The sequence below is a fragment of the Vulcanimicrobium alpinum genome, assembly GCF_027923555.1.
Classification (GTDB): domain Bacteria; phylum Vulcanimicrobiota; class Vulcanimicrobiia; order Vulcanimicrobiales; family Vulcanimicrobiaceae; genus Vulcanimicrobium; species Vulcanimicrobium alpinum.
This window is the reverse complement of the sequence record NZ_AP025523.1, coordinates 2,117,189-2,135,431: the sequence shown is the minus strand read 5'-3', so window position 1 is coordinate 2,135,431 and position 18,243 is coordinate 2,117,189. Positions and strand designations below refer to the sequence as shown.

The following is an 18,243-nucleotide window of genomic DNA, read 5'->3' as shown; positions in this document are numbered from 1 at the left end:
GTTTCGTCACCATGATTCCGCTCTCGATTCTTGACCTCGCTCCGATCGTCGAGGGTGCCGATGCAGCGCAGGCACTCTGGAACTCGCGCGACCTCGCGCAGCACGCCGAGCGGCTGGGCTATCATCGCTTCTGGCTGGCGGAACATCACAACATGACCGGCATCGCGAGCGCCGCCACGTCGGTCGTCATCGCGTACGTCGCGGGCGGGACCTCGACGATCCGCGTCGGCTCCGGCGGCGTGATGCTGCCCAACCACGCGCCGCTCGTGATCGCCGAGCAGTTCGGGACGCTGGAAGCGCTCTTCCCGGGGCGGATCGATCTGGGACTGGGGCGCGCGCCCGGAACCGACCCGCGCACGTCACGCGCGCTGCGCCGCGACAATCTCGGCGCGGAAAACTTCGCCGACGACGTGCTGGAGCTGCAGGGATACTTGGCGGACGTCGAGCCCGGGCAGGCCGTGCGTGCGGTGCCGGGAGCAGGCTCGCACGTGCCGATCTGGCTGTTGGGCTCGAGTCTGTACAGCGCGCGGCTCGCGGCGGCGCTCGGGCTGCCGTTCGCGTTCGCGTCGCACTTCGCGCCGGCGTATCTCGGCGCGGCGCTCGACGTGTATCGGCGTGAGTTCCAGCCGTCCGCGACGCTGGAGCGGCCGTATGCGATGGCGGTGCTGAACGTGATCGCGGCCCAGACCGATGCCGAGGCGGAGCGGCTGTTCACGTCGCTGCAGCAGCGGTTCGTCGCACTTCGACGCTACGGGAAGGGCGGTCCGCTGCCGCCGCCCCGCGATCCCGCGTCGATGCAGTGGGAGCCGGGCGATCGCGCAATTCTCGACGAGGCGCTGGCGTGTTCCGCGGTCGGATCGGCGGAGACGGTGCGCGAGGGGATGCGGCGGTTCGTCGAGGTGACCGGGATCGATGAGCTGATGGTGACCGCGCAGGTGTACGACCATAGCGCGCGGCTGCGTTCCTTTGCGATCGCGGCGGAAGCGCGGTTGGGGCTGCGCCTCGACGGGCTCAGCGTGACGGGGACGCGCTCACCGTGACGGAGACGGGCTAGTGGGGCGGGACGATCCAGCTGGTGTGCGGGATGTGGAGCCGGTCGGGCCACATGCGGCTGAACCAGAGGTCGTAGTTGACGGGAACGCCGGCGAGAATCGGATAGAAATACGCGAAGAGCAGGACGACCGCGACCGCGTAGCCGCCGAGGTACCAGCGGCGGTCTGATTCTTTGATGCGGCGGTACACGTGCTGGATCGCGATCGCGTTGCAGAGCACGATCAGCGCCAAGTTCGGGAAGAAGTGGTACTCGAAGAGCAGGCGCGGCGCGCGCGTCCACGGCAGCCATTGCATGAGGTACGCAACGACCAGCAGCGCGTAGCCTTTGTGGCGCTCTTTCCACGCGAGATACGCGACGTAGGGAACCGAGATCAACCCGAGCAGGAAGACCAGCGGGTTCGGCAGCGCGAGGATCTCGGCGACGCAGCAGGCGGCGCCGTTCTGCAGCGCGACGCCGGTGCGGAAATCCTTATAATAGTAAGAGATCGGCGCCTGCATGATCGGCCACTGCCACCATTTCGACTCGTACGGATGCGTCGCGTTGGCGACGCCGTGCGAGTGGTACCACAGCATCTGCCATTGCAGTTGGTACATGTCGGGGAAGCCGTGACCGAGCAGGAAGAACGGCAGATAGGAGAGCGTGTAGATCGCGCCTGCGCTGAAGAGGATCAGCGCGATCGCGACGTCTGGACTCCAGCCGCGCGGGTTGCCGTAGAGCGCGCGCGCCGGCAGAAAGCGCTGCAGCGCGACCAGCACGATTACCGAGACGACGACGAAGAAGTCGTAGATCCCGTTCCATTTGCTCGAGGCGAGCAAGCCGAGCCCGCCGAGCAGGACGATGAGCCACGTCGTCGCCGCGCGCGGATCGCTGCGGCGCTCGCCGTCGACGGTCATCACGCCGTCGGGTGAGAACGTCGCGCTGCCGTCGGGCGTCGCGTACTCGAGCGCGCCGCTCTTCGCCGCGCGCACCTGGAGTTCGGGCGGATCGAAGGCCGCGGGCGGCATCGTCACCTGCGGCGCGCCGCCAGTCAGCGTCACGACGGTACCGTCGGCGTACGCCGCGCGCGCGCCGGCGCGGGCGAGGAAGCGCGGGACGATCGTGCGCCCGACGAGGTAGACGCCGAGCATCGCGTAGAGGATTGCGACCTCGTAGGAGCCGAGGTGCGCGACGATCCACTGCGTGGGGCCGGAAAAGTTGCCGGCCCAGTTGTCGTTCGTCCACGATGCGGTCGCCTGGCCGATCCCGTTGGCGATCTCCGCATTGTGTTGCGCCGGCGTAAGATTCACCAGCAGCGAGAAACCGAAGGCGACCGGGATCCCCAGGACGAGCGTTGCGATCAGCGGGAGACCGAACCGCGCGGTCATCCACGCCCGCGGCGCCGCCGTCGCGCGGCGCAACGTCACGACGCGCACCTGCGATGCCAGCCACCAGCGGTAGAACGCGTAGAGCGAGAAAACGATCAGCGTCGAGATCGTGATCTCGCCGGTCGCGATCCGCGACTCGACGAAGTGGAAACCGTCGAACGTCAGCATCAGCGCGGCGAGCGCGGCGAAGACCGTCGACGCCGTCAGGCGTTTCGCGAACGCGTAGACGACGCCGACTTCGACGGCACCGATCACGATGTTGAGGAAACGCCAGCCGAATGCGGTGTTTCCCAGGCCGTGCAGGCCGCCGAAGAGCAGCATCGAGAGCGCGATGACGAGTTTGGTGAACGGCGGATGCGTCCACTCGAACTGGTTGATCCCGCGCAGATACTCTTCGCCCGCGCGCGCGAAGTAGATCTCATCGAAGATCCGCTCCGGCGGCCAGCCGTAGTTGACGATCGCGATCGCGAACGCGACCGCGACGAACGCAGCGATTGCGAGCCAGTCCGTCCGCGTCAACGACGCGATCCCCTCGCGCGGGCTGAACCAGGCACGTCCCGAGGCGACGAGCCGGCGCAGCCAAGCGTCGCCGGCTTCGGCGCCGGCGGGCACCGGCGCGGCGGCGGGGATCGGTACGGCGCGCTGCTCGGCGCTGCCGAGATAGCGATAGCCCAGCCAGAAGAAGAGCACGACGTTCGCAAGCGACAAAAGATGGGCGCCCGCGCCCCACAGGTTCGTCGCGTCGACGCCCTGCGTGTGCTGCTCCATCACGGTCTGATACGCCAGCGAGTACGCGAGGTTGAGATACATCGTGACGGTGAGCGTGATCGACGCGATCCAGCCGGTACGGCCGAAGGCGACCAGCGGCATCGTGAGCAGAAACGCGCCGTAGACGTAGCGTTCGTGCATCCGCGTCGCGAGGACGAAGAAGGCAAGCGCGCACAGCAGCGCGCCCTCGATCAGCGCGCGGTCGTCGCGCCGCTGAAGATAGCGTCCCGTGACGAGCATCGTCGCCCCGGCGACGAGCGCGACGCCCCAGACCGAGAGCGCACCGAGGCTCAGCGAGCCGAGCTGCAGCGGCGCGTCGTCGGGCTGCCAGAAGTTGTGCGCAACCGCGTAAAGGTTGAACGCGTTGACGCTCGTGTACGGATAGACGTTGCTGCCGAAACGGTAGCGCTCGAAGAGCCAGCGCAGCACGTCCGCATTCGGATGGAAGACCAGTCCGGCGAAGACGGCCAAGGCCAGCGCGGCTCCGATCCCCGCGGCCGTTCCGCGCAGGCGTTGCGCGCGCACCACGGCGTCGGCGGTGGCGAAGGGATAGGCGAGAAACAGCAGGCCGATCGTCGCGCCCTGCGGTTTGATCAGCACCGAGAATGCGAGCGCCGCCCACGCCCACGCGATCCGTGCCGTCGTCTTCGCCGGGTCGTCGCCGGCGCGCAGCAGGCACCAGACGCCGATCAAGACGAGTCCCCACGAGATCGAGTCGACTTGACCCCAGTACGACGAGACGTAGATCGCCGCCGGGTTGAACGCCAGCAGCGCCGTCCCGATCAGCGCGATCTGCGGCGCGGCGTAGCGCCGCACGATCGCGTAGACGACGCCGGCGTCGACGAGATCCATCGTGATCGCCGGCAGCTTGATCATCGTCTTGAGCAGGCCGTAGCCGTGCGCCGCATCGTTGCCGCCGAGCGCCGAGAGCGCGGCGTAGCACTTCGCGAGCACCCACAGCACCACGAAATAGCCGGGCGGATAATCGGCGAAGCCCGACTTCGCGTAAAACGCCCACGGCGGGTTGTCGCGCAGGGTGACGGTCCATGACTCGAACGCAGCGACGTCGTTGTGAAAGCCGTCGCTGCCGATGAAGAGGAGCCGCAGGACCAGTCCGATTCCGAGGATCGAGAACAGCGGGACGTTGAAGGCCTGCCGTTCCACGGCGCGTGCGGTCGCTGCGGTCATCGGATGGTCGGGTTCGGGGCGGGTGGGGCCGGAACATGCGTGCAACACGCTCGACCATGACGCGCGTCCTCGCCCCCGGACTGCTGTTCATCGCCGCTGGGCTGCTGCACTTCGCCCGTCCGCAGATGTACGAGCGGATCGTCCCCGCTTGGGTCGGTCACGCGCACGAGGTGGTTGTCCTCAGCGGCGCGGCGGAGTTCGCCGGCGGCGTCGGTCTGCTGATTCCGGCAACCCGCGTCCCGGCGGCTTGGGGACTGGTCGTGCTCCTCCTCGCCGTGTGGCCAGCGAACGTGCAGATGGCCCTCGACGCCGAGCGCTACGCGAAGCTCGCCCCCGCTTGGGCGTTGTGGGCGCGCGTTCCGCTGCAAGTGCCGCTGATCGCGTGGGTGCTCTGGGCGGTGCGCGGCTAGGAGGCGCGCCGGATCCGCAGCGCGGCGATCGCCTCGCGTGCCGCACGTTCGCCGCTGCGCAGAGCGCCGGCGACCGTTCCGGCTTCGCTCGCTTCGGCCGTCGCTTCGCCCGCAAAGAAGAGCGTCGCGTCGATCGGCCGCGCCAACGTTTCGCGCGCGCCCATCCCGCCGCTCGCGAGATAGCTGTACGCGCCGCGCGCGTACGGATCGGACTGCCAGTCGTGCTGATAGGCCGCCTCGAGTTCGCCGTGCGGGTCGCAGCCGGGACCGAAGAGCGTGCGCAGGTCGTCGAGCGCGAGGCGCACGCGCGCGCCGGCGTCGTACGCGGCCAGCGCGTCGGCGTCGGGGCCGCCGGCCCACGCGATCAGGATCGGCGCGCGCAACGGGAGCAGCGTCCAGAACGTCGGAAAGTGTGCGCCCGCGCGCTGAAAGAACGCGATGTCGCGCGCGCGGCCGTCGCCGGAGCGTTCCCAGAACGCGGTCCGGAAACGCAGCGCGAGCTTCACGACCGGCCCCATGACCAGCCGTCCAAGCGCGTCCTGCGTCGCGGCGGGGAGCGGCGGTTGGAACTGCAGGCCGCCGGACTGCAGGACGCCGATCGGAACGGTGACGACCGCCGCGCGCACGCGCAGGGCCGCCTCGCCGCCCGATCCGTTCAGCGCGACCGTCACGCCGCCGGCATCACGCGCGATCGAGCGCACGGGCGCGCCCAGACGCACGCGCACGCACGCCGGATCGAGCCGATCGTGCATCGCGCGCAGGACGCACGCGTAGCCGCCGAGCGGGCGGAATTGACGCGCGGTCTGCCCGTTCACGTCGTCGCTCCACTCCGCGGCGAGCGCGAGCGTGCTTGCGCGCGCCGGATCGGCGGCATCGAACCCGCGCACCATCATTAGCAGGTCGCGCCGGATGTCGGCGTCGAGGTCGCGCGCGAACGTCGCGACCGGAACGTCCTCGCGCAGCATCGCCGCGCGTGCGAGGACGTGCGCGGTGCGGTCGAACGGATCGTCGCGCTCGCGCAGTTCGCCGTCGACGAACGCGAGTGCCGACGGCACGGTGTCGACGGCGACCGTTCCGGCTTCGCGCAGGAGGGCGAACGTCTCGGGCGCGCTGCCGTGGATGAACTCGCCGCCCAGATCGACGGCGACCGGCAAGACGGGATCGCCGACGGGAAGCAGGCGACCGCCGATTCGCTCGCGCGCCTCCAGTACTTCGACCCGCAGTCCTTCCCGGCACAAGATGTGCGCGGCGGCGAGTCCGGCGGCGCCCGCTCCGATTACGGCGACGTCGGCCGCTGCTTCGTTCATCGGCGCGTTCTCCGCGCGCCGAGCGGCGTTCCCTGCGCGCGGCGGCCGGCGCCGGAACCTCGGCGGCCGCCCGGAGCGTTCATCCGGCGTGGATCCCGTGCCGGAACTTCACGGATCCTTGACGTTTGCGCTTCACTTTCAGACCCGGCGACCGATACATGAAATCAGCGAGTCTTCTCGTTCACTACGAGGGTGTTTATCGTACACATGGACGTCCCCGATAATCTCGACACCTTCCTCCGCGACCTCTTGAAAGAAGAGGGCGGCGCGATTCAGCTCGACGATGAGGACCGGGCCTTCATCGATCGCATTCTGAAATCGATCACGCAAGGAAGCAAAGGCGTTTTCGTCGTCCTGCACCCGAACGACCGGATGCAGTACATGCTGCTCAACACGAATCGCGCCGGCGCGATCGCGCTGCTGGCGAAGGTCATGCAACGCACCGCGGAAGCGCTCGAAGCGGACCTCGACTGACGATCACGGCGCGCTAGCTGTCGAGACTACGCGCCTCGTTTACGGGCCGCGGCCCAACGTGAGGCGGGGGTCTCGTAGTTGATGGCCGTGTGCCGGCGGTCCTCGTTGTAGTACCGGAGCCACGCCGGGAGGGCGTCTCGGCGCTCGTCGCTGGTGCGATAAGCGACCGCGTACGCCCACTCGCGCAGCATGGTCTGGATGAAGCGCTCCGCTTTGCCGTTCCAACGCGGCGTGTAGGGCGGCGTGAAAATGTGTCGCGCACCGATCGACCTCATCATTGACTCGAACGCGTTCGAGCTGAACACTTTGCCGTTGTCAGTCATGACTCGTTCGATTCGCACGCCGCGACGAGCGTAAAGAATCGCGAGCCGCCGCAAGAAGTCTGCGGCCGAGGTCGCGTCTTCCCGCGTGTATACGCGTGTTTCAGTCCGGCGGCTGGCATCGTCGACCGCGACAAAGATGACGTCGTAGCCGACGTGCCTGGAGCACTTCGTGCGATCGCCGTGGATGCGGTGCCCCACGCGCTCAAATCGTGCGATCTTCTTGATGTCAATGTGAACGAGCTCGCCGGGTCGGCGATACTCATAACGCTGCGTAAAGCGGGCCGGCTCGAGGTCGCGCAGACGCGCGATGTTGAGCCGCTTGAGTACCTTGATGACCGTCGAGCGCGCCATCGACAGTGCTTCGGCGATTTGCCAACCGAGTAGCCGGCGAGTGCGGCGAAGCCGGTCGATCTGCCGTTCAACCGCCTTTCGGACGCGCGTCGGAAAGCGAATTGCAACGGGTCGCCGATCGCGCAGACCAGACTCTCCGGCCTGCGCAAAGCGGGCAAGCCACTTGTACACCGTCGGCCGGCTGATCTTGAAGCGCCGAGCCACCGCGGCAACGGCCTCACCGGCCTGAACCAAAGCGACAATTTCCCGCCGGATAAGGGGCGTCGTGCGGGCCTGAGGGTGCATAATCACAGGGCTGACCTCCGGAGAAGTAGGCGTCGAACACCCACCTCTTCGGGGTCAGTCCCTGTCAACGATGCGCGTGGTCTCTACAGCTAGCGCGGCGCGTCAGGCGCGCGCGGAGAGCGCGCGCACGTCGTCGGCCGAGAGCACGTAGCGTTCGCCGCAGAAGTCGCACGTCGCTTCGGTTTCGGGCTGCTCGCTCGCGAGCTTCGCGAGTTCGTCTTTCCCCAGCCCCAGCAGCACGATCTCGACTTTCTCGCGCGTGCAGCGGCAATCGAAACGGACGTCGTAGGTATCGAACAGCTTGACTTCGAGCGATCCGGCGACGGCGTCGATGAGCGCCGCCGGATCGGCACCGTCGACGATCTGCGTGGTGACCGGCGCCATCGCTTGGGACGCGCGTTCCAGCGTCGCGATCGTGCTCTCGTCGGCGCCCGGCATCACCTGCGCGATCACGCCGCCGGCGGCGCGGATCCCGCGCGGATCGGCGAGGACGCCGACCGCGACGATGCTCGGGATCTGCTCCGAATTCGCGAGATAGGCGGCGACGTCGTCGCCGATCTCGCCGGAGACGAGCGGAACGATCCCGTTGTACGGGTGTCCCACTTCGTAATTCTTCGTCACCTGCAGGCTGCCGCCGCCGACGACGCGCGCAACGTCGAATTTCCCGCGACCGTTGAGCGGGACGTCTGCGGAGGGATTGCGCGCGTAGGCGCGCGCGCCGACGGCATGCGTGCCGGTGCTCCACGCATCGGCCGTCACCTTGCCGAGCGGGCCGTCTCCGGCGATCTGCAACGTGAGGCGTTCGCGCCCCTTGAGCGACGTGCCCAGGAGCGCAGCGGCCGTGAGCAGGCGGCCGACCGCGGCGCTGGCGGTCGGCGCGAGGTCGTGACGCTCGCGTGCGTCGCGAACGAGGTGCGTAGTGATCCCGGCCACGAGGGAGACGGTGCCGCGCGCGGCGGAGGCGGTGACGATGCGGTCCATGTTCCCTTGATAACCGCTCGCGGCTTTTTCCCGTTGCGGCGCGGTTTTTCCACGCTTCGGCAGAAGGAGGGCGCGGCGTGCGAGCGTACTCCCTGACATCCAATCGAGCGGCGCCGCGGAGCTTTCGGAGCCGTTTCGCTACGACGTTCCCAGAGGTGCATAAAAAGAGTGACCAAAGCCGATATCGTCGACTCCCTGGCCAACGAGCACGAGCTCTCGAAGCGGCAGGCCGGAGAAATCGTCGACCTGATCCTCGATGAGATCACCGCGGCGCTCAAATCGGGCGACAAAGTGCAACTGATCCCGTTCGGCAGCTTCGTGGTGCGCGAACGCAAAGCGCGCACCGGCCGCAATCCGCAAACCGGCGAAACGCTCAAGATCGCGGCGCGCCGCGTCCCCGCCTTCGCTCCCGGCAAGGGCCTCAAAGATGCGATCGGCGGACCCAAGCGCGGTGCAAAGAAAGCCGCAGGCAAGAAGAAGTAACTCACCGCAACGGGTGAGCGATGAACGACGACGGGCTTTCGGAAACGAAGGTCCGTTGTGTTTTTCCGCATGCAGAACGATCGCGTAGGGGAATACGGCGCGGCCGGTGTACGAACGATGTCTCGTCGTTCGTGCGGCGGACGGCACGGATGACGAACCCTGTGCAAAGCGACGGATCGCTTTCCCCCTTCCTTCGCTGATGAAGAGGCTCGCCGGATGTCGCTCGGTGTGCGTCTGCAAACGTTGTTCTGTCTGATCTGCTGCGTTGTCGCGTTCTCGTCGTGCGCCGGAGCCGGATTCGGTCAGGGAACCGAAGGACCGTCGCATCCGAACATCGTTCCGCCCGCGGCAACCGCGACGCCGAGCCCCATTCCCGTCGCTACGGCCACGTCGACACCGGCCGCGAGCGCGACACCGACCCCGACGCCGGTCGTGACGCCGACCCCGGGCGCGACGCCGACCCCGACGCCGGTCGTGACGCCGACCCCGACGCCGGTCGTGACGCCGACTCCCAGCGCGCCGCCGACGCCGACGCCGTCACCGAGTCCCACTGCGACCGCCTCGCCCACGCCGACCGCGACTCCTACATCGTCGGCGACTCCGACGTCGCGACCGACCGCGACGCCCACTCCCGCACCGACTCCTACACCGCGACGCACGGCTACGCCGACACCGACGCCGACGCCGACGCCGACGCCGACGCCGCATGGTCACGGCGGCTGATGCGCGCGGCGACGCGAACGCACGAAAAAACCCCGCGGTTGTCGCGGGGTTTTTTTCGCCTTTCGGCGGCGGATGGTCGGGCAGACAGGATTTGAACCTGCGACCCCCAGTCCCCCAGACTGATGCGCTACCAAGCTGCGCTACTGCCCGACGTGAGGGTGACGGCATTTTTACCGGAAAAGGCGTTGGAGCCCTCCTGTGTGCATACAGGAGGCCGTGAAAGCGACGTTGTTTGCCGACGGGGGCTCGCGGGGAAACCCCGGTCCCGCCGCCTCCGGAGCGGTGCTCTTCGACGAGCACGGCGCGGTGGTCGAGACGATCGGCACCTACCTCGGGATCGCGACGAACAACGTTGCCGAGTGGACGGCCCTTCTCGAAGGACTCAAGGCGGCGCTCACACGTGGCGTCGACGACATCGCGATCCGGATGGACAGCGAACTGGTCGTCAAGCAGCTCTCCGGAGCGTACCGTGTCAAGCATCCCGGCTTGATCCCGCTGCACGCGGAAGCGAAGACGCTGCTGCGCAAGTTCGCGCACGTCGACGTGCGGCACGTCCCGCGCAAGGCGAACGCGGCCGCCGACGCGGTGGTGAACCAGGTGCTCGACGCGCAGCGTGACACCTCGCCGTCCCGCTGACGGTTCTGACCCGTGATGCGCCGCTTCCCGACCGCTCTGCTCATCGCCGTCATCGCCGTGCTGGCGCTGGCGGGCGCCGCGCTGATCTTCTGGCCGACCGCAAACAAGCGCTATGCCTCGGTCGACCAGGTGCGCCTGCAGCGCTCCGAGATTCGCGTCGCCCAAGCGGTCACACACGCCAAGGGCCCGATCGCCCGCGAGGAATGGCGCCTCTCGAATCTCGACGGTGCGTCGACGGCGCAGTACGAAGCGACGAACCGCGCCGGCTCGCGCGTCGCGAAGTTCACCTACCCGATTCACGGCTACGACGTCACGTTCGCGTTCGAGGCGCTGGTGCGCGACGGCGTGTGGGAACTGCGTTCGCGCCCGCTGCGCGGCAACACCGACAACGTCTACACCGTCTCGATCGCGCAGACCGCCGGCGACCGCAGCGGCAAGCACCGCTTCACGTTCTCCGACCCGCATTATCTCGCGACGAGCGCGGGGCGCGAATACAACATCCATCTCGATCCGGCGAAGCCCGTCCCCGATCTGCTCACGCTCAAATCGACCGCGACGGCCGACGGGCGCTATCAGAAGATCGTCGACGACTTCGCGTCGTTCGGCCCGCCGGGATTCCGCAAGACGGTCGCCGCGGCGCGGGAGAAACTCCTCAAATCGTGAACGCGCCGCGCGCGCTCGCCGCCGTCGCGATCCTAGGTGCAGGATTCTTCGCGCTCTACGAACTCGTCGAGCGGCCCGAGAGCGCCGCGTTCGCGCCGGTGATCGCGCACGGCGGCGCCGCGACGAATGCGGTCGCCCTGACCTTCGACGACGGTCCGACCCGCGGCGTCACCGACGCGCTGCTCGGCGTGCTCGAACGCGAACGCGTCCCCGCGACGTTCTTCGTCGTCGGGCGCGCCGCGCGCCGCGCGCCCGACCTGCTCGCGCGGATGGTGCGCGACGGCGACGAGATCGAAAACCACTCCGAGACCCACGCGCACCTCAACGCGATGCTCCCGGCACGGATCGACGCCGAGCTCGCGCGCACGGACGCCGCGATCGTCGCCGCCGGGGCGCCGGCGCCGCGTTATCTGCGTCCGCCGTTCGGCGCGCGCAACGCGGTCGTGATCGATGCGGCGCGCCGCCACGGTTTGCAGGTCGTCCTTTGGAACGCGGCCGACGACCGCGATCCCGCGGCGCTCGCGGCGCGGGTGCGGCCGGGCGCGATCGTGCTGCTGCACGACGGCGATCGCGGGCGCGGCGACGCGGGCGAGCTCGCGTACCAGGCCGCCGAGGCGCCCGCGCTCATCCGCGCGCTGCGCGCGCGCGGCGTGCGGATGGTGACGCTCGCATCGCTGCTGCGCGGCGAGGGCGGCCGCTGAACGTCACGCGTACGTGCGTCCATCGAGCCGCACGAAGCCGTCCTCGTGGGTCTTCCACGGGTCGTGATGCGTGAAGTGCACGATCGGCGGCGCACCGCGATCGTGCACCAGTTCGCCCTTGACCGTCACGTGGTCGCCGGGACGGACCGGGATGCGCGGCCCGATCGTCACGTTGTCGATCACGCGGAACGTCGCGCCGCGCGCGTCGCGGCAGTCGAACTGTTCGTGCTCGTAGCGCGAGTGCTTTCCGTGAAAGAAGCGGGGCAGCGTGAGCACGGTTCCCGCGTACGTAACTTCCATCGACACCTCCGGCCTGCGTCTCCCTCGGCGGAAGGCGCGCGGCAAGGGGGTGCCGTAGGCGAGACGGGCGTGAGGGAGATGCGAGCCGGCACAGCCGGCACGGCAGCATGCGCGGGGGCGGACGCGCGATGAGAGCGGTGCGCACGGGGCGTGTCGTGCTGGTCCCCGTCGGCCCGAACAACGCCCGCGACCTGTGGGAAGTGCTCAACGCCCCCGACCTGCGCAAGTTCCAGGACATCCCGCGCGTGCCGGCCGAGGAGTTCGAACGCCAGGTCCGCTCGCGGCCGCGGCAGCTACGTCCCAACGCGACCGGACGCTTCGAGTGGCTGTTGCGCGCCGGCGATCCGGAACGTCCGATCGGCTGGATCTCGCTGCGGGTAAACGACCGCACCCCGCGCGTCGGCGAAGTCGGCTACAGCCTCGTCTACGAGGCGCGCGGGCACGGCTACGCGAGCGAAGCCCTGCAGGCGGTGATCGACGAAGCGTTCGCGACCGCCGAGCTCGACGAGATCCAAGCCTGCATCGTTCCCGAGAACGGCGCCTCGCGCCGCGTCCTCGACCGCAACGGCTTTCGCGAAGAGCGGCTGCTCAAGAGCGGCGCGGTGATCCGCGGCCGGCACGTCGACGTGCTGCTGTTCTCGGTGACGCGCGCGAGCTGGGATCGCGCGCGCCGCGAACATGCCGAGCGTTCGGCGACCCGCTCAGCGCGCTGACGCCGCCTTCGGCGGCTTGACGTAACGGTCGAGCCAGTCGAGCATCTCGGCGAGCACCGTCTCGACGGACTCGCGGCCGGTGTATCCGTGCGCCTCGTAGGGCAGCATCACCAGACGCGCCGTCCCGCCGTTGCCCTTGATCGCCGCGTAGAACCGCTGCGACTGGATCGGATAGGTGCCCGTGTTGTCGTCGGCCTCGCCGTGAATCAGCAGCAGCGGATCCTTGAGCTGGTTCGCGTACGTGAACGGCGACATCGCCGTGTAGAGATCCGTTGCCTCCCAATACGTGCGCGTCTCGTTCTGAAAGCCGAACGGCGTGAGGCTGCGGTTGTACGCGCCGCTGCACGCGATCCCGGCGCGGAACAGGCGCGTATGCGCGAGCAGGTTCGCGGTCATGAAGGCCCCGTAGGAGTGGCCGGCGACCGCGATGCGGTCGCGATCGACGACGCCCATCCCGACCGCCGTGTCGACCACCGCCTGCGCGTCGGCGGTGAGCTGGTCGATGTAGGTGTCGTTGACGGTTTTGGGATCGCCGACGATCGGCATCGATGCGTTGTCGAGCACGGCGTATCCCGCGAGCGCGAAGAACACGGGCGAACCGGCGGTAACGTTGACGAACGTCTGCGTCGAGTTGACGTTCTGCGACGCGGTACCGCGGTCGACGAACTCGAGCGGATACGCCCACAACAGCGCCGGGAGCCGCGTCCCCTCGTGCCAGCCGGGCGGCGTGTAGAGCGTGAACGAGAGGTCGACGCCGTCGGCGCGCTTGTACGTCACGACGCGGCGGCCGACGCCCCGCAGCATCGGCTGCGGATCGCCGAACGCAGTGAGCGCGCGCAGCGTCCCGGCGCGCGCGCGCACGTAGGCGTTGGGCGGATCGGCCGGCAATTGCCGGATCGTCAGCAGCGATGACGCGCCGTCGTCGAGGATCCAGCCGACCGATTCGAGCGGCGCGAGCTCCGAGCGAAACAGCCGCGTCGTCGTGCCGGTCGCGAGATCGTAGCGGTCGAGAAACGGCCGCTGTCCCTCGGGACCGTAGCCCGCGCCGCGCAGGTAGATCGCGTCGCCGGCGTGCAGCACCGCGCTCGCGCCGTTGGGTTCGACGATCGTCATTGGCTCGCCGGGATCGTGATATACGTCGCGGGCGCGCAGCGACCAGAGCGCACGCGGCGGCGACCCCGGGCTGCGCGTATCGATCGCGGCGACCGCGTTCGTACGGGTCAGCGGATCGTAGGTTTCGACGAGCACACGTGAATCCGCGTGCAGCGGTGAGATCTGCGCGACGCGCTGCGCGGTGCGCGCCAGCTCGTGCAGTGCGCCGCCCGTCGCGGCGCGCGCGACGATGCGGTCGCGTTCCGCCGCGGTCACGTTTGGATCGCCGCCGTCGAGCGCTTCGATCCATGCGACCTCTGCACGGGACGACGACAGCCACATCGCGTCGCGCGGTCCGGCCGGAACGCCGTCGGCGGGGACGCGATCCGCGAGCGGCCGATCGGCGATCGTCGCGACGCGCGAGCCCCGCACGTCGTAGATCTCGGTCGCGAGCGGAAAGCGCTGGTACGGGAACAGGTACGAGTACGGCGCGTGCACGCGCGTCGTCAGCACCAGCGCGCCGTCGCGCGGGGAGGGGATGCACCGGGTGAAGATCCCGCGCGCCGCGGTGCGCGCGACGCGCGTTCCGTCGGCCGAGACGAACGCGAGGCGCGAGGCGGCGTAGTACGTGAAGAGCGCTTCGTCGGCGGCGTCGGCGAGCAGGTCTTCGTACGTGACGATCGGCCCCGCGCCGCCGGCCGTCTCCTGCACCGCCGGTCCCGCGGCGACGGAGCGCTGCAGCGGCGGTCCGGTGCGGTCGACGGCGCGCACCAGGAGGCTCGTCCCGCCCGGCATCCACGTCACCGCGTTCGGGAAAACGTCGTTGACCGCGAGCCCCGCGACGCGATGCGCTGCGCCGGTCGCGGTCGTGCCGAGCCACAGCTCGGTCCCGCGCGCGGTGGCGTTGGTGAAGGCGAAGTGCGCCGCATCGGGCGAGAAGACCAGCGCGGTGACGCGTGCATCGGGCGGAAGCGCCACGGCGACGTGCTTCCCGTCGGCGACGCGCACGAACGCGAGCGCCGTCGACGCAGACGCGTGGTGGATTCCGTTGGTCGCCGGATCGATCCGTAAACCGGCGAGGCGGAGCATCGGCCGAGCGAGGTCGGCGACCGGCGGATACCGCAGCGGCGTGCGCTCCGCGATCCAGGCGCGATTCGGCGACGCCGTGAGGGTGGGGATCGCCGGCGCGCGCAGCGCCGCCTCGATCGGCGGCGGCGGCGTACGGTAGCGCGTCGCGTCGGCGAACGACGGCGCGGAGCACGCGGCGCACAGCAGCGCAACGAGAACGGAACGGGACGCCTGCATCGCGCCCCGGCGTTCTCTGCCCGTTCGCCGCGTCCTCGTGTCACGCGGTCTCAGGGTGACGGAGTGTTATGCGAGGCCGGTGAGGTCGGTTGCGAGCGCGACGAGTCCGTCAAGTTTTTCGATGGGAAACGTTCCTTCGATCGCGCAGTCGCGGCCCATGGCGACGACGAGCGCGACGAGCGCGTACGCGGTGAAGCCGGGTGATGCGATCGTCGCGATCCCGGCGGCATGCAGGCGTTCGAGGTGCCCGGTGAGCGCGTCATGCGCGGCGTCGATCGCGGTGCGCCGCGCCGCGAGCACGTCGTCGTCGGAGTTCGAGTAGATGTGCCAGGCGCGGACGAGTCCGCGGTCGCGCAGCGCCGCCGCGACGTTCTCGCGAATCCACGACTCCATCCGGCCGCGTTCGTCGCCGCGCGTCCCGACGGGCAGCGCGAAGCGCTCCGCGACGTCGCCGAGCGCGGGACCGTGGCGCAGCAGCGTCTCGCGCACGGCGTGCGCGCGGTCGCGGAAGTAGCGGTAAAACGTGCCGTAAGCGACGCCCGCCTCGCGTGCGATCGACCCCGCGGAAAGCGATTCGGCGTCGTGCTGGGTCAGCAGGCGCGCGACGGCTTCAAGCAGGCGTTCTTTCGAGCTCGGTTTGGGCGGTCGCGGGGGTAACCCGGCGTCGGCCGGATCGACCCTGCCCAAGTACGTCCACCGGCCGCGGACGCGACGAGTCTCCGGGTCTCGAAAGCTCTCGACCCGGTACCGGTACGCGCGGCCGCTGACGCGTTTAATGACCTCGTAGGCCAAACGAGTCGTCCTTTCTCCCGGTACGAAAAGAAGATTTACATGCGGCTGTCGCGTCCCTGCTTACTCTGCCATGAACTTCGAGGGAGCCTGCGTGGTCGTGCCCGAGGCCGGGCCGTCCGGCGGCGGACTAGGACAGAAGCCCACGCCGAAACGCGGTGACGGCGGCGTGCGCACGGTCCGAGGCGGAGAGTTTCTCGAGGATGTCGCGGACGTGGCCCTTCACGGTTCCGAGCCCTAGGTGAAGCTGTTCGGCGATCTCGACGTTGCCTAAGCCGTCGGCGATCAGCCGCAGGACGTCGAGTTCGCGCGGCGTCAGCGGGGAGGGTGCCTGCGGCGACGCTGCCGCATTGAAGCGGCGCAGCACGACGTGCGCGATGCGCGGATCGAAGTAGGCACCGCCGGCCGCGACGGTGCGTACCGCGTCGATGACGATCGACGTGTCCGACGATTTCACGCAGTACGCATCGGCGCCGGCGGCGAGCGCCGCGAGCACTTCCTCGTCGAGTTCGTGCATCGTCACGACGACGACGCGCACGCCGATCCCGGCCGCCTTCACGGCGCGCGTCACTGCGATCCCGTCCATCCCGGGCAGGCCGATGTCGACGACGGCGACATCGGGACGTTCGCGCACGATCGCCGCCTCGCCCGAGACGCCGTCGGCGGTTTCGGCGACGACGTCGACGCCGTTCGCCGTCAGCGCGGCGCGCATGCCCGCGCGCGTGAGCGCGTGGTCCTCGACGAGCACCGCGCGAATCGTCTCGCTCATCCTCGCACCGGAACGACGATCGAGAAGATGCTGCCGTGCGGCGCGCGCGGCGCGTAGCGCGCGGTGCCGCCCGTCTCTTCGGCGACGCGGCGCACGATGTAGAGGCCGAGGCCAGAACCCGCGCCGCGCCGGCCTTCGCCGCCCGCGAAGCGTTCGAACAGCGTTGCGCGCGCCGCGGGCGCGACGCCGGGCCCGTCGTCGACGACGTCGATCGCAATTCCCTCGCCGTTGCGGTGCGCGGCGACGTTCACGGTCCCGCCGGCCGGCGTGTGTTCGAGGGCGTTGGCGACCAGGTTGGTCAATGCCCGGCGCAAATCGCCGCGGTCGCCTTCGATTCGCGAACCGCAGACGTCGCCGACCTGCAGATCGACGTGACGCGCTGCGGCGATCGGCTCGAGTTCGCCGACCACCTCGGCAAGCAGTAGATCGACGTCGACCGGTTCCCGGCGCGGGCGGCGTTCGCCCGACTCGAAGCGCGCGACGAGCAGCAGCGTCTCCGCGAGCCGCTGCAGTTCGTCGGTGGCGACGATGCTGCGGTCGACGATCTCGAGATAGGCGCCGGGCATCGGTCCGTACAGTCCGTCTTTCGCTTGCCGGAACGTGAGTCCGAGCGCGGCGAGCGGCGTGCGCAGATCGTGTGAGAGCGCGTAGACGAGATCGCGGATCACCCCGCCGCGTTCGGCGAGCGCGTCGTTGCGCTCGGCAAGCTGCGCAAACAAACGCGTCTGCGCGAGCGCCGCGCTTCCGCTGCGCGCGTAGGCGCGGGCCAGCGCGCGTGCGATCTCGTCGATGTCGGCCGGTGCGGCGAAACCCAGCAGCAGCGTCCCGAGCGGCTCGCCGCGATCGCTGTACGGCAGCGCGAGCGCCGCGCGTGCGCCGATGCCGTCGAGCACCATGCCCCCGAGCGGATCGTCCGCTCGCAGCTCGACGACGTCGTCGTCGTCGAACGCGCGACGCGCGATCGAGGTGATCTCCGGTCTCACCGCGTAGGCGCTGAGGGCGACCTCGTCGCGGTCGCGCGTCGCCGTCAGCATCCCTTCACCGCGATCTTCGGGGATCCAGCGGGCGTCGGGCGCGTTGAAGAGCGCCGGTGCCTCGCGGACGATCGCGCGCAGAACGATCTCGTACGAGAGCGACGCGCGGATGCGGTCGACGGCGACCGCGAGCTGCGCTTCGCGCCGTGCGCGCGATTCCTGCGCGGCGAGCCGGCCGAAGGTGCGAGCGCGTTCCTGGAGCGTCGTGCCGAGCCAGCCGACCAGCGCGATCGAGAGCGCGGCGAGGGCGCGGTCCGCAACGCCGATCGCGTCCCACCCTCCGGCGGCGACGCCGTTGAGGTATCCGGCGACACCGTTCGCGGCAAGCGCCGCAATCACGAGCCACGCCGTAAGACTGCGGCTGCCGGCGAACGCCGAGAGCACGATCGGGACGTCGAGCAGGATCGCGACAACCAGCGTCTGCGGGGTCTTGACGTCGATGACGAAGGCGACCGCCAGCATCGCGAACGAGAGGATTGGAATCCATCGCGCGCGCACGGCCGTGCCTTCCGCAGCGGACGTCACCGCCC

At 69.3% G+C, this 18,243-nt stretch carries 18 protein-coding genes and 1 tRNA gene; 9 read left to right on the top strand and 10 right to left on the bottom strand.

Translation table 11 applies throughout. The annotated features are described in order from the left end of the window. Positions 1-11 precede the first annotated feature (11 nt). Entirely contained in the window at positions 12-1,040 is a 1,029-nt protein-coding gene (locus WPS_RS10950; protein WP_317994528.1) for an LLM class flavin-dependent oxidoreductase, read from the top strand. A 10-nt stretch (positions 1,041-1,050) separates the two neighbouring features. Here WPS_RS10950 and WPS_RS10945 read toward each other — a convergent pair whose 3' ends face one another. Next, positions 1,051-4,374 carry a phospholipid carrier-dependent glycosyltransferase gene (locus tag WPS_RS10945; protein WP_317994527.1) on the bottom strand — a complete coding sequence of 1,108 codons (3,324 nt, stop codon included), beginning with the start codon at positions 4,372-4,374 and terminating at the stop codon, positions 1,051-1,053. Positions 4,375-4,430: 56 nt separating this feature from the next. On the opposite strand from WPS_RS10945, the gene WPS_RS10940 reads away from it, so the two are divergent. Then, entirely contained in the window at positions 4,431-4,784 is a 354-nt protein-coding gene (locus WPS_RS10940; protein ID WP_317994526.1) for a DoxX family protein, read from the top strand. Here WPS_RS10940 and WPS_RS10935 read toward each other — a convergent pair. Next, positions 4,781-6,091, bottom strand: a complete 1,311-nt coding sequence (locus WPS_RS10935) for a flavin monoamine oxidase family protein (protein ID WP_317994525.1) — start codon at positions 6,089-6,091, stop codon at positions 4,781-4,783. The two genes, WPS_RS10940 and WPS_RS10935, sit on opposite strands and share 4 nt — an antisense overlap. 207 nt (positions 6,092-6,298) lie before the next feature. Here WPS_RS10935 and WPS_RS10930 point away from each other — a divergent pair, with 207 nt between their 5' ends. Further along, on the top strand, positions 6,299-6,565 hold the full coding sequence (locus WPS_RS10930; protein ID WP_317994524.1) for a hypothetical protein: 267 nt from the start codon (positions 6,299-6,301) through the stop codon (positions 6,563-6,565). A 26-nt stretch (positions 6,566-6,591) separates the two neighbouring features. Here the strand turns inward: WPS_RS10930 and WPS_RS10925 are convergent, their stop codons facing one another. Further along, entirely contained in the window at positions 6,592-7,524 is a 933-nt protein-coding gene (locus WPS_RS10925) for an IS481 family transposase (RefSeq protein WP_317997484.1), read from the bottom strand. A gap of 102 nt (positions 7,525-7,626) precedes the next feature. Beyond that, positions 7,627-8,505, bottom strand: a complete 879-nt coding sequence (hslO, locus tag WPS_RS10920) for an Hsp33 family molecular chaperone HslO (RefSeq protein ID WP_317994523.1) — start codon at positions 8,503-8,505, stop codon at positions 7,627-7,629. Positions 8,506-8,673: 168 nt separating this feature from the next. On the opposite strand from hslO, the gene WPS_RS10915 reads away from it, so the two are divergent. Further along, positions 8,674-8,988 (top strand): HU family DNA-binding protein, encoded by a 315-nt coding sequence (locus tag WPS_RS10915; RefSeq protein ID WP_317994522.1) that lies wholly within the window; start codon positions 8,674-8,676, stop codon positions 8,986-8,988. Positions 8,989-9,269: 281 nt separating this feature from the next. Then, entirely contained in the window at positions 9,270-9,806 is a 537-nt protein-coding gene (locus WPS_RS10910) for a hypothetical protein (RefSeq protein ID WP_317994521.1), read from the top strand. Here WPS_RS10910 and WPS_RS10905 read toward each other — a convergent pair. After that, positions 9,785-9,861 (bottom strand) — tRNA-Pro (locus WPS_RS10905). The two genes, WPS_RS10910 and WPS_RS10905, sit on opposite strands and share 22 nt — an antisense overlap. 48 nt (positions 9,862-9,909) lie before the next feature. Between WPS_RS10905 and WPS_RS10900 the strand changes: the two genes are divergently transcribed. The 3 genes from WPS_RS10900 to WPS_RS10890 are packed head-to-tail and all read left to right on the top strand — an operon-like array spanning position 9,910 to position 11,711. Next, a complete protein-coding gene (locus WPS_RS10900) occupies positions 9,910-10,347 on the top strand; it encodes a ribonuclease HI family protein (RefSeq protein ID WP_317994520.1) in 438 nt (145 codons plus the stop codon). A 15-nt stretch (positions 10,348-10,362) separates the two neighbouring features. Further along, positions 10,363-11,010: a hypothetical protein gene (locus tag WPS_RS10895; protein ID WP_317994519.1), complete on the top strand. Its 648-nt coding sequence runs from the start codon at positions 10,363-10,365 to the stop codon at positions 11,008-11,010. Next, positions 11,007-11,711, top strand: coding sequence for a polysaccharide deacetylase family protein (locus WPS_RS10890; RefSeq protein ID WP_317994518.1), 705 nt, complete (start codon positions 11,007-11,009; stop codon positions 11,709-11,711). The genes WPS_RS10895 and WPS_RS10890 overlap by 4 nt, the downstream gene beginning before the upstream one ends. A gap of 3 nt (positions 11,712-11,714) precedes the next feature. Here the strand turns inward: WPS_RS10890 and WPS_RS10885 are convergent, their stop codons facing one another. Beyond that, positions 11,715-11,987: a DUF3465 domain-containing protein gene (locus WPS_RS10885; protein ID WP_317994517.1), complete on the bottom strand. Its 273-nt coding sequence runs from the start codon at positions 11,985-11,987 to the stop codon at positions 11,715-11,717. Positions 11,988-12,139: 152 nt separating this feature from the next. On the opposite strand from WPS_RS10885, the gene WPS_RS10880 reads away from it, so the two are divergent. Continuing rightward, positions 12,140-12,724: a GNAT family N-acetyltransferase gene (locus WPS_RS10880; protein ID WP_317994516.1), complete on the top strand. Its 585-nt coding sequence runs from the start codon at positions 12,140-12,142 to the stop codon at positions 12,722-12,724. Here the strand turns inward: WPS_RS10880 and WPS_RS10875 are convergent. The 4 genes from WPS_RS10875 to WPS_RS10860 form a co-directional block, all read right to left on the bottom strand. Then, positions 12,713-15,121 (bottom strand): S9 family peptidase, encoded by a 2,409-nt coding sequence (locus tag WPS_RS10875; RefSeq protein ID WP_317994515.1) that lies wholly within the window; start codon positions 15,119-15,121, stop codon positions 12,713-12,715. The genes WPS_RS10880 and WPS_RS10875 overlap by 12 nt on opposite strands. A 66-nt stretch (positions 15,122-15,187) precedes the next feature. Next, positions 15,188-15,913: a TetR/AcrR family transcriptional regulator gene (locus WPS_RS10870; protein WP_317994514.1), complete on the bottom strand. Its 726-nt coding sequence runs from the start codon at positions 15,911-15,913 to the stop codon at positions 15,188-15,190. Between the two features lie 127 nt (positions 15,914-16,040). Then, positions 16,041-16,679, bottom strand: a complete 639-nt coding sequence (locus WPS_RS10865) for a response regulator (RefSeq protein ID WP_317994513.1) — start codon at positions 16,677-16,679, stop codon at positions 16,041-16,043. Continuing rightward, the gene (locus tag WPS_RS10860; protein ID WP_317994512.1) at positions 16,676-18,211 is read right to left on the bottom strand and encodes a sensor histidine kinase; all 1,536 of its coding nucleotides are present in this window, start codon (positions 18,209-18,211) and stop codon (positions 16,676-16,678) included. The genes WPS_RS10865 and WPS_RS10860 overlap by 4 nt, the downstream gene beginning before the upstream one ends. Between the last annotated feature and the right edge of the window lie 32 nt (positions 18,212-18,243).

What these genes read in the sequence shown, in the direction of transcription:
- WPS_RS10950 (WP_317994528.1), top strand. Translation starts at nt 12, where the DNA reads ATGATTCCGCTCTCGATTCTTGACCTCGCTCCGATCGTCGAGGGTGCC.
- WPS_RS10945 (WP_317994527.1), bottom strand. Translation starts at nt 4,374, where the DNA reads ATGACCGCAGCGACCGCACGCGCCGTGGAACGGCAGGCCTTCAACGTC.
- WPS_RS10940 (WP_317994526.1), top strand. Translation starts at nt 4,431, where the DNA reads ATGACGCGCGTCCTCGCCCCCGGACTGCTGTTCATCGCCGCTGGGCTG.
- WPS_RS10935 (WP_317994525.1), bottom strand. Translation starts at nt 6,091, where the DNA reads ATGAACGAAGCAGCGGCCGACGTCGCCGTAATCGGAGCGGGCGCCGCC.
- WPS_RS10930 (WP_317994524.1), top strand. Translation starts at nt 6,299, where the DNA reads ATGGACGTCCCCGATAATCTCGACACCTTCCTCCGCGACCTCTTGAAA.
- WPS_RS10925 (WP_317997484.1), bottom strand. Translation starts at nt 7,524, where the DNA reads ATGCACCCTCAGGCCCGCACGACGCCCCTTATCCGGCGGGAAATTGTC.
- hslO (WP_317994523.1), bottom strand. Translation starts at nt 8,505, where the DNA reads ATGGACCGCATCGTCACCGCCTCCGCCGCGCGCGGCACCGTCTCCCTC.
- WPS_RS10895 (WP_317994519.1), top strand. Translation starts at nt 10,363, where the DNA reads ATGCGCCGCTTCCCGACCGCTCTGCTCATCGCCGTCATCGCCGTGCTG.
- WPS_RS10880 (WP_317994516.1), top strand. Translation starts at nt 12,140, where the DNA reads ATGAGAGCGGTGCGCACGGGGCGTGTCGTGCTGGTCCCCGTCGGCCCG.
- WPS_RS10875 (WP_317994515.1), bottom strand. Translation starts at nt 15,121, where the DNA reads ATGCAGGCGTCCCGTTCCGTTCTCGTTGCGCTGCTGTGCGCCGCGTGC.
- WPS_RS10865 (WP_317994513.1), bottom strand. Translation starts at nt 16,679, where the DNA reads ATGAGCGAGACGATTCGCGCGGTGCTCGTCGAGGACCACGCGCTCACG.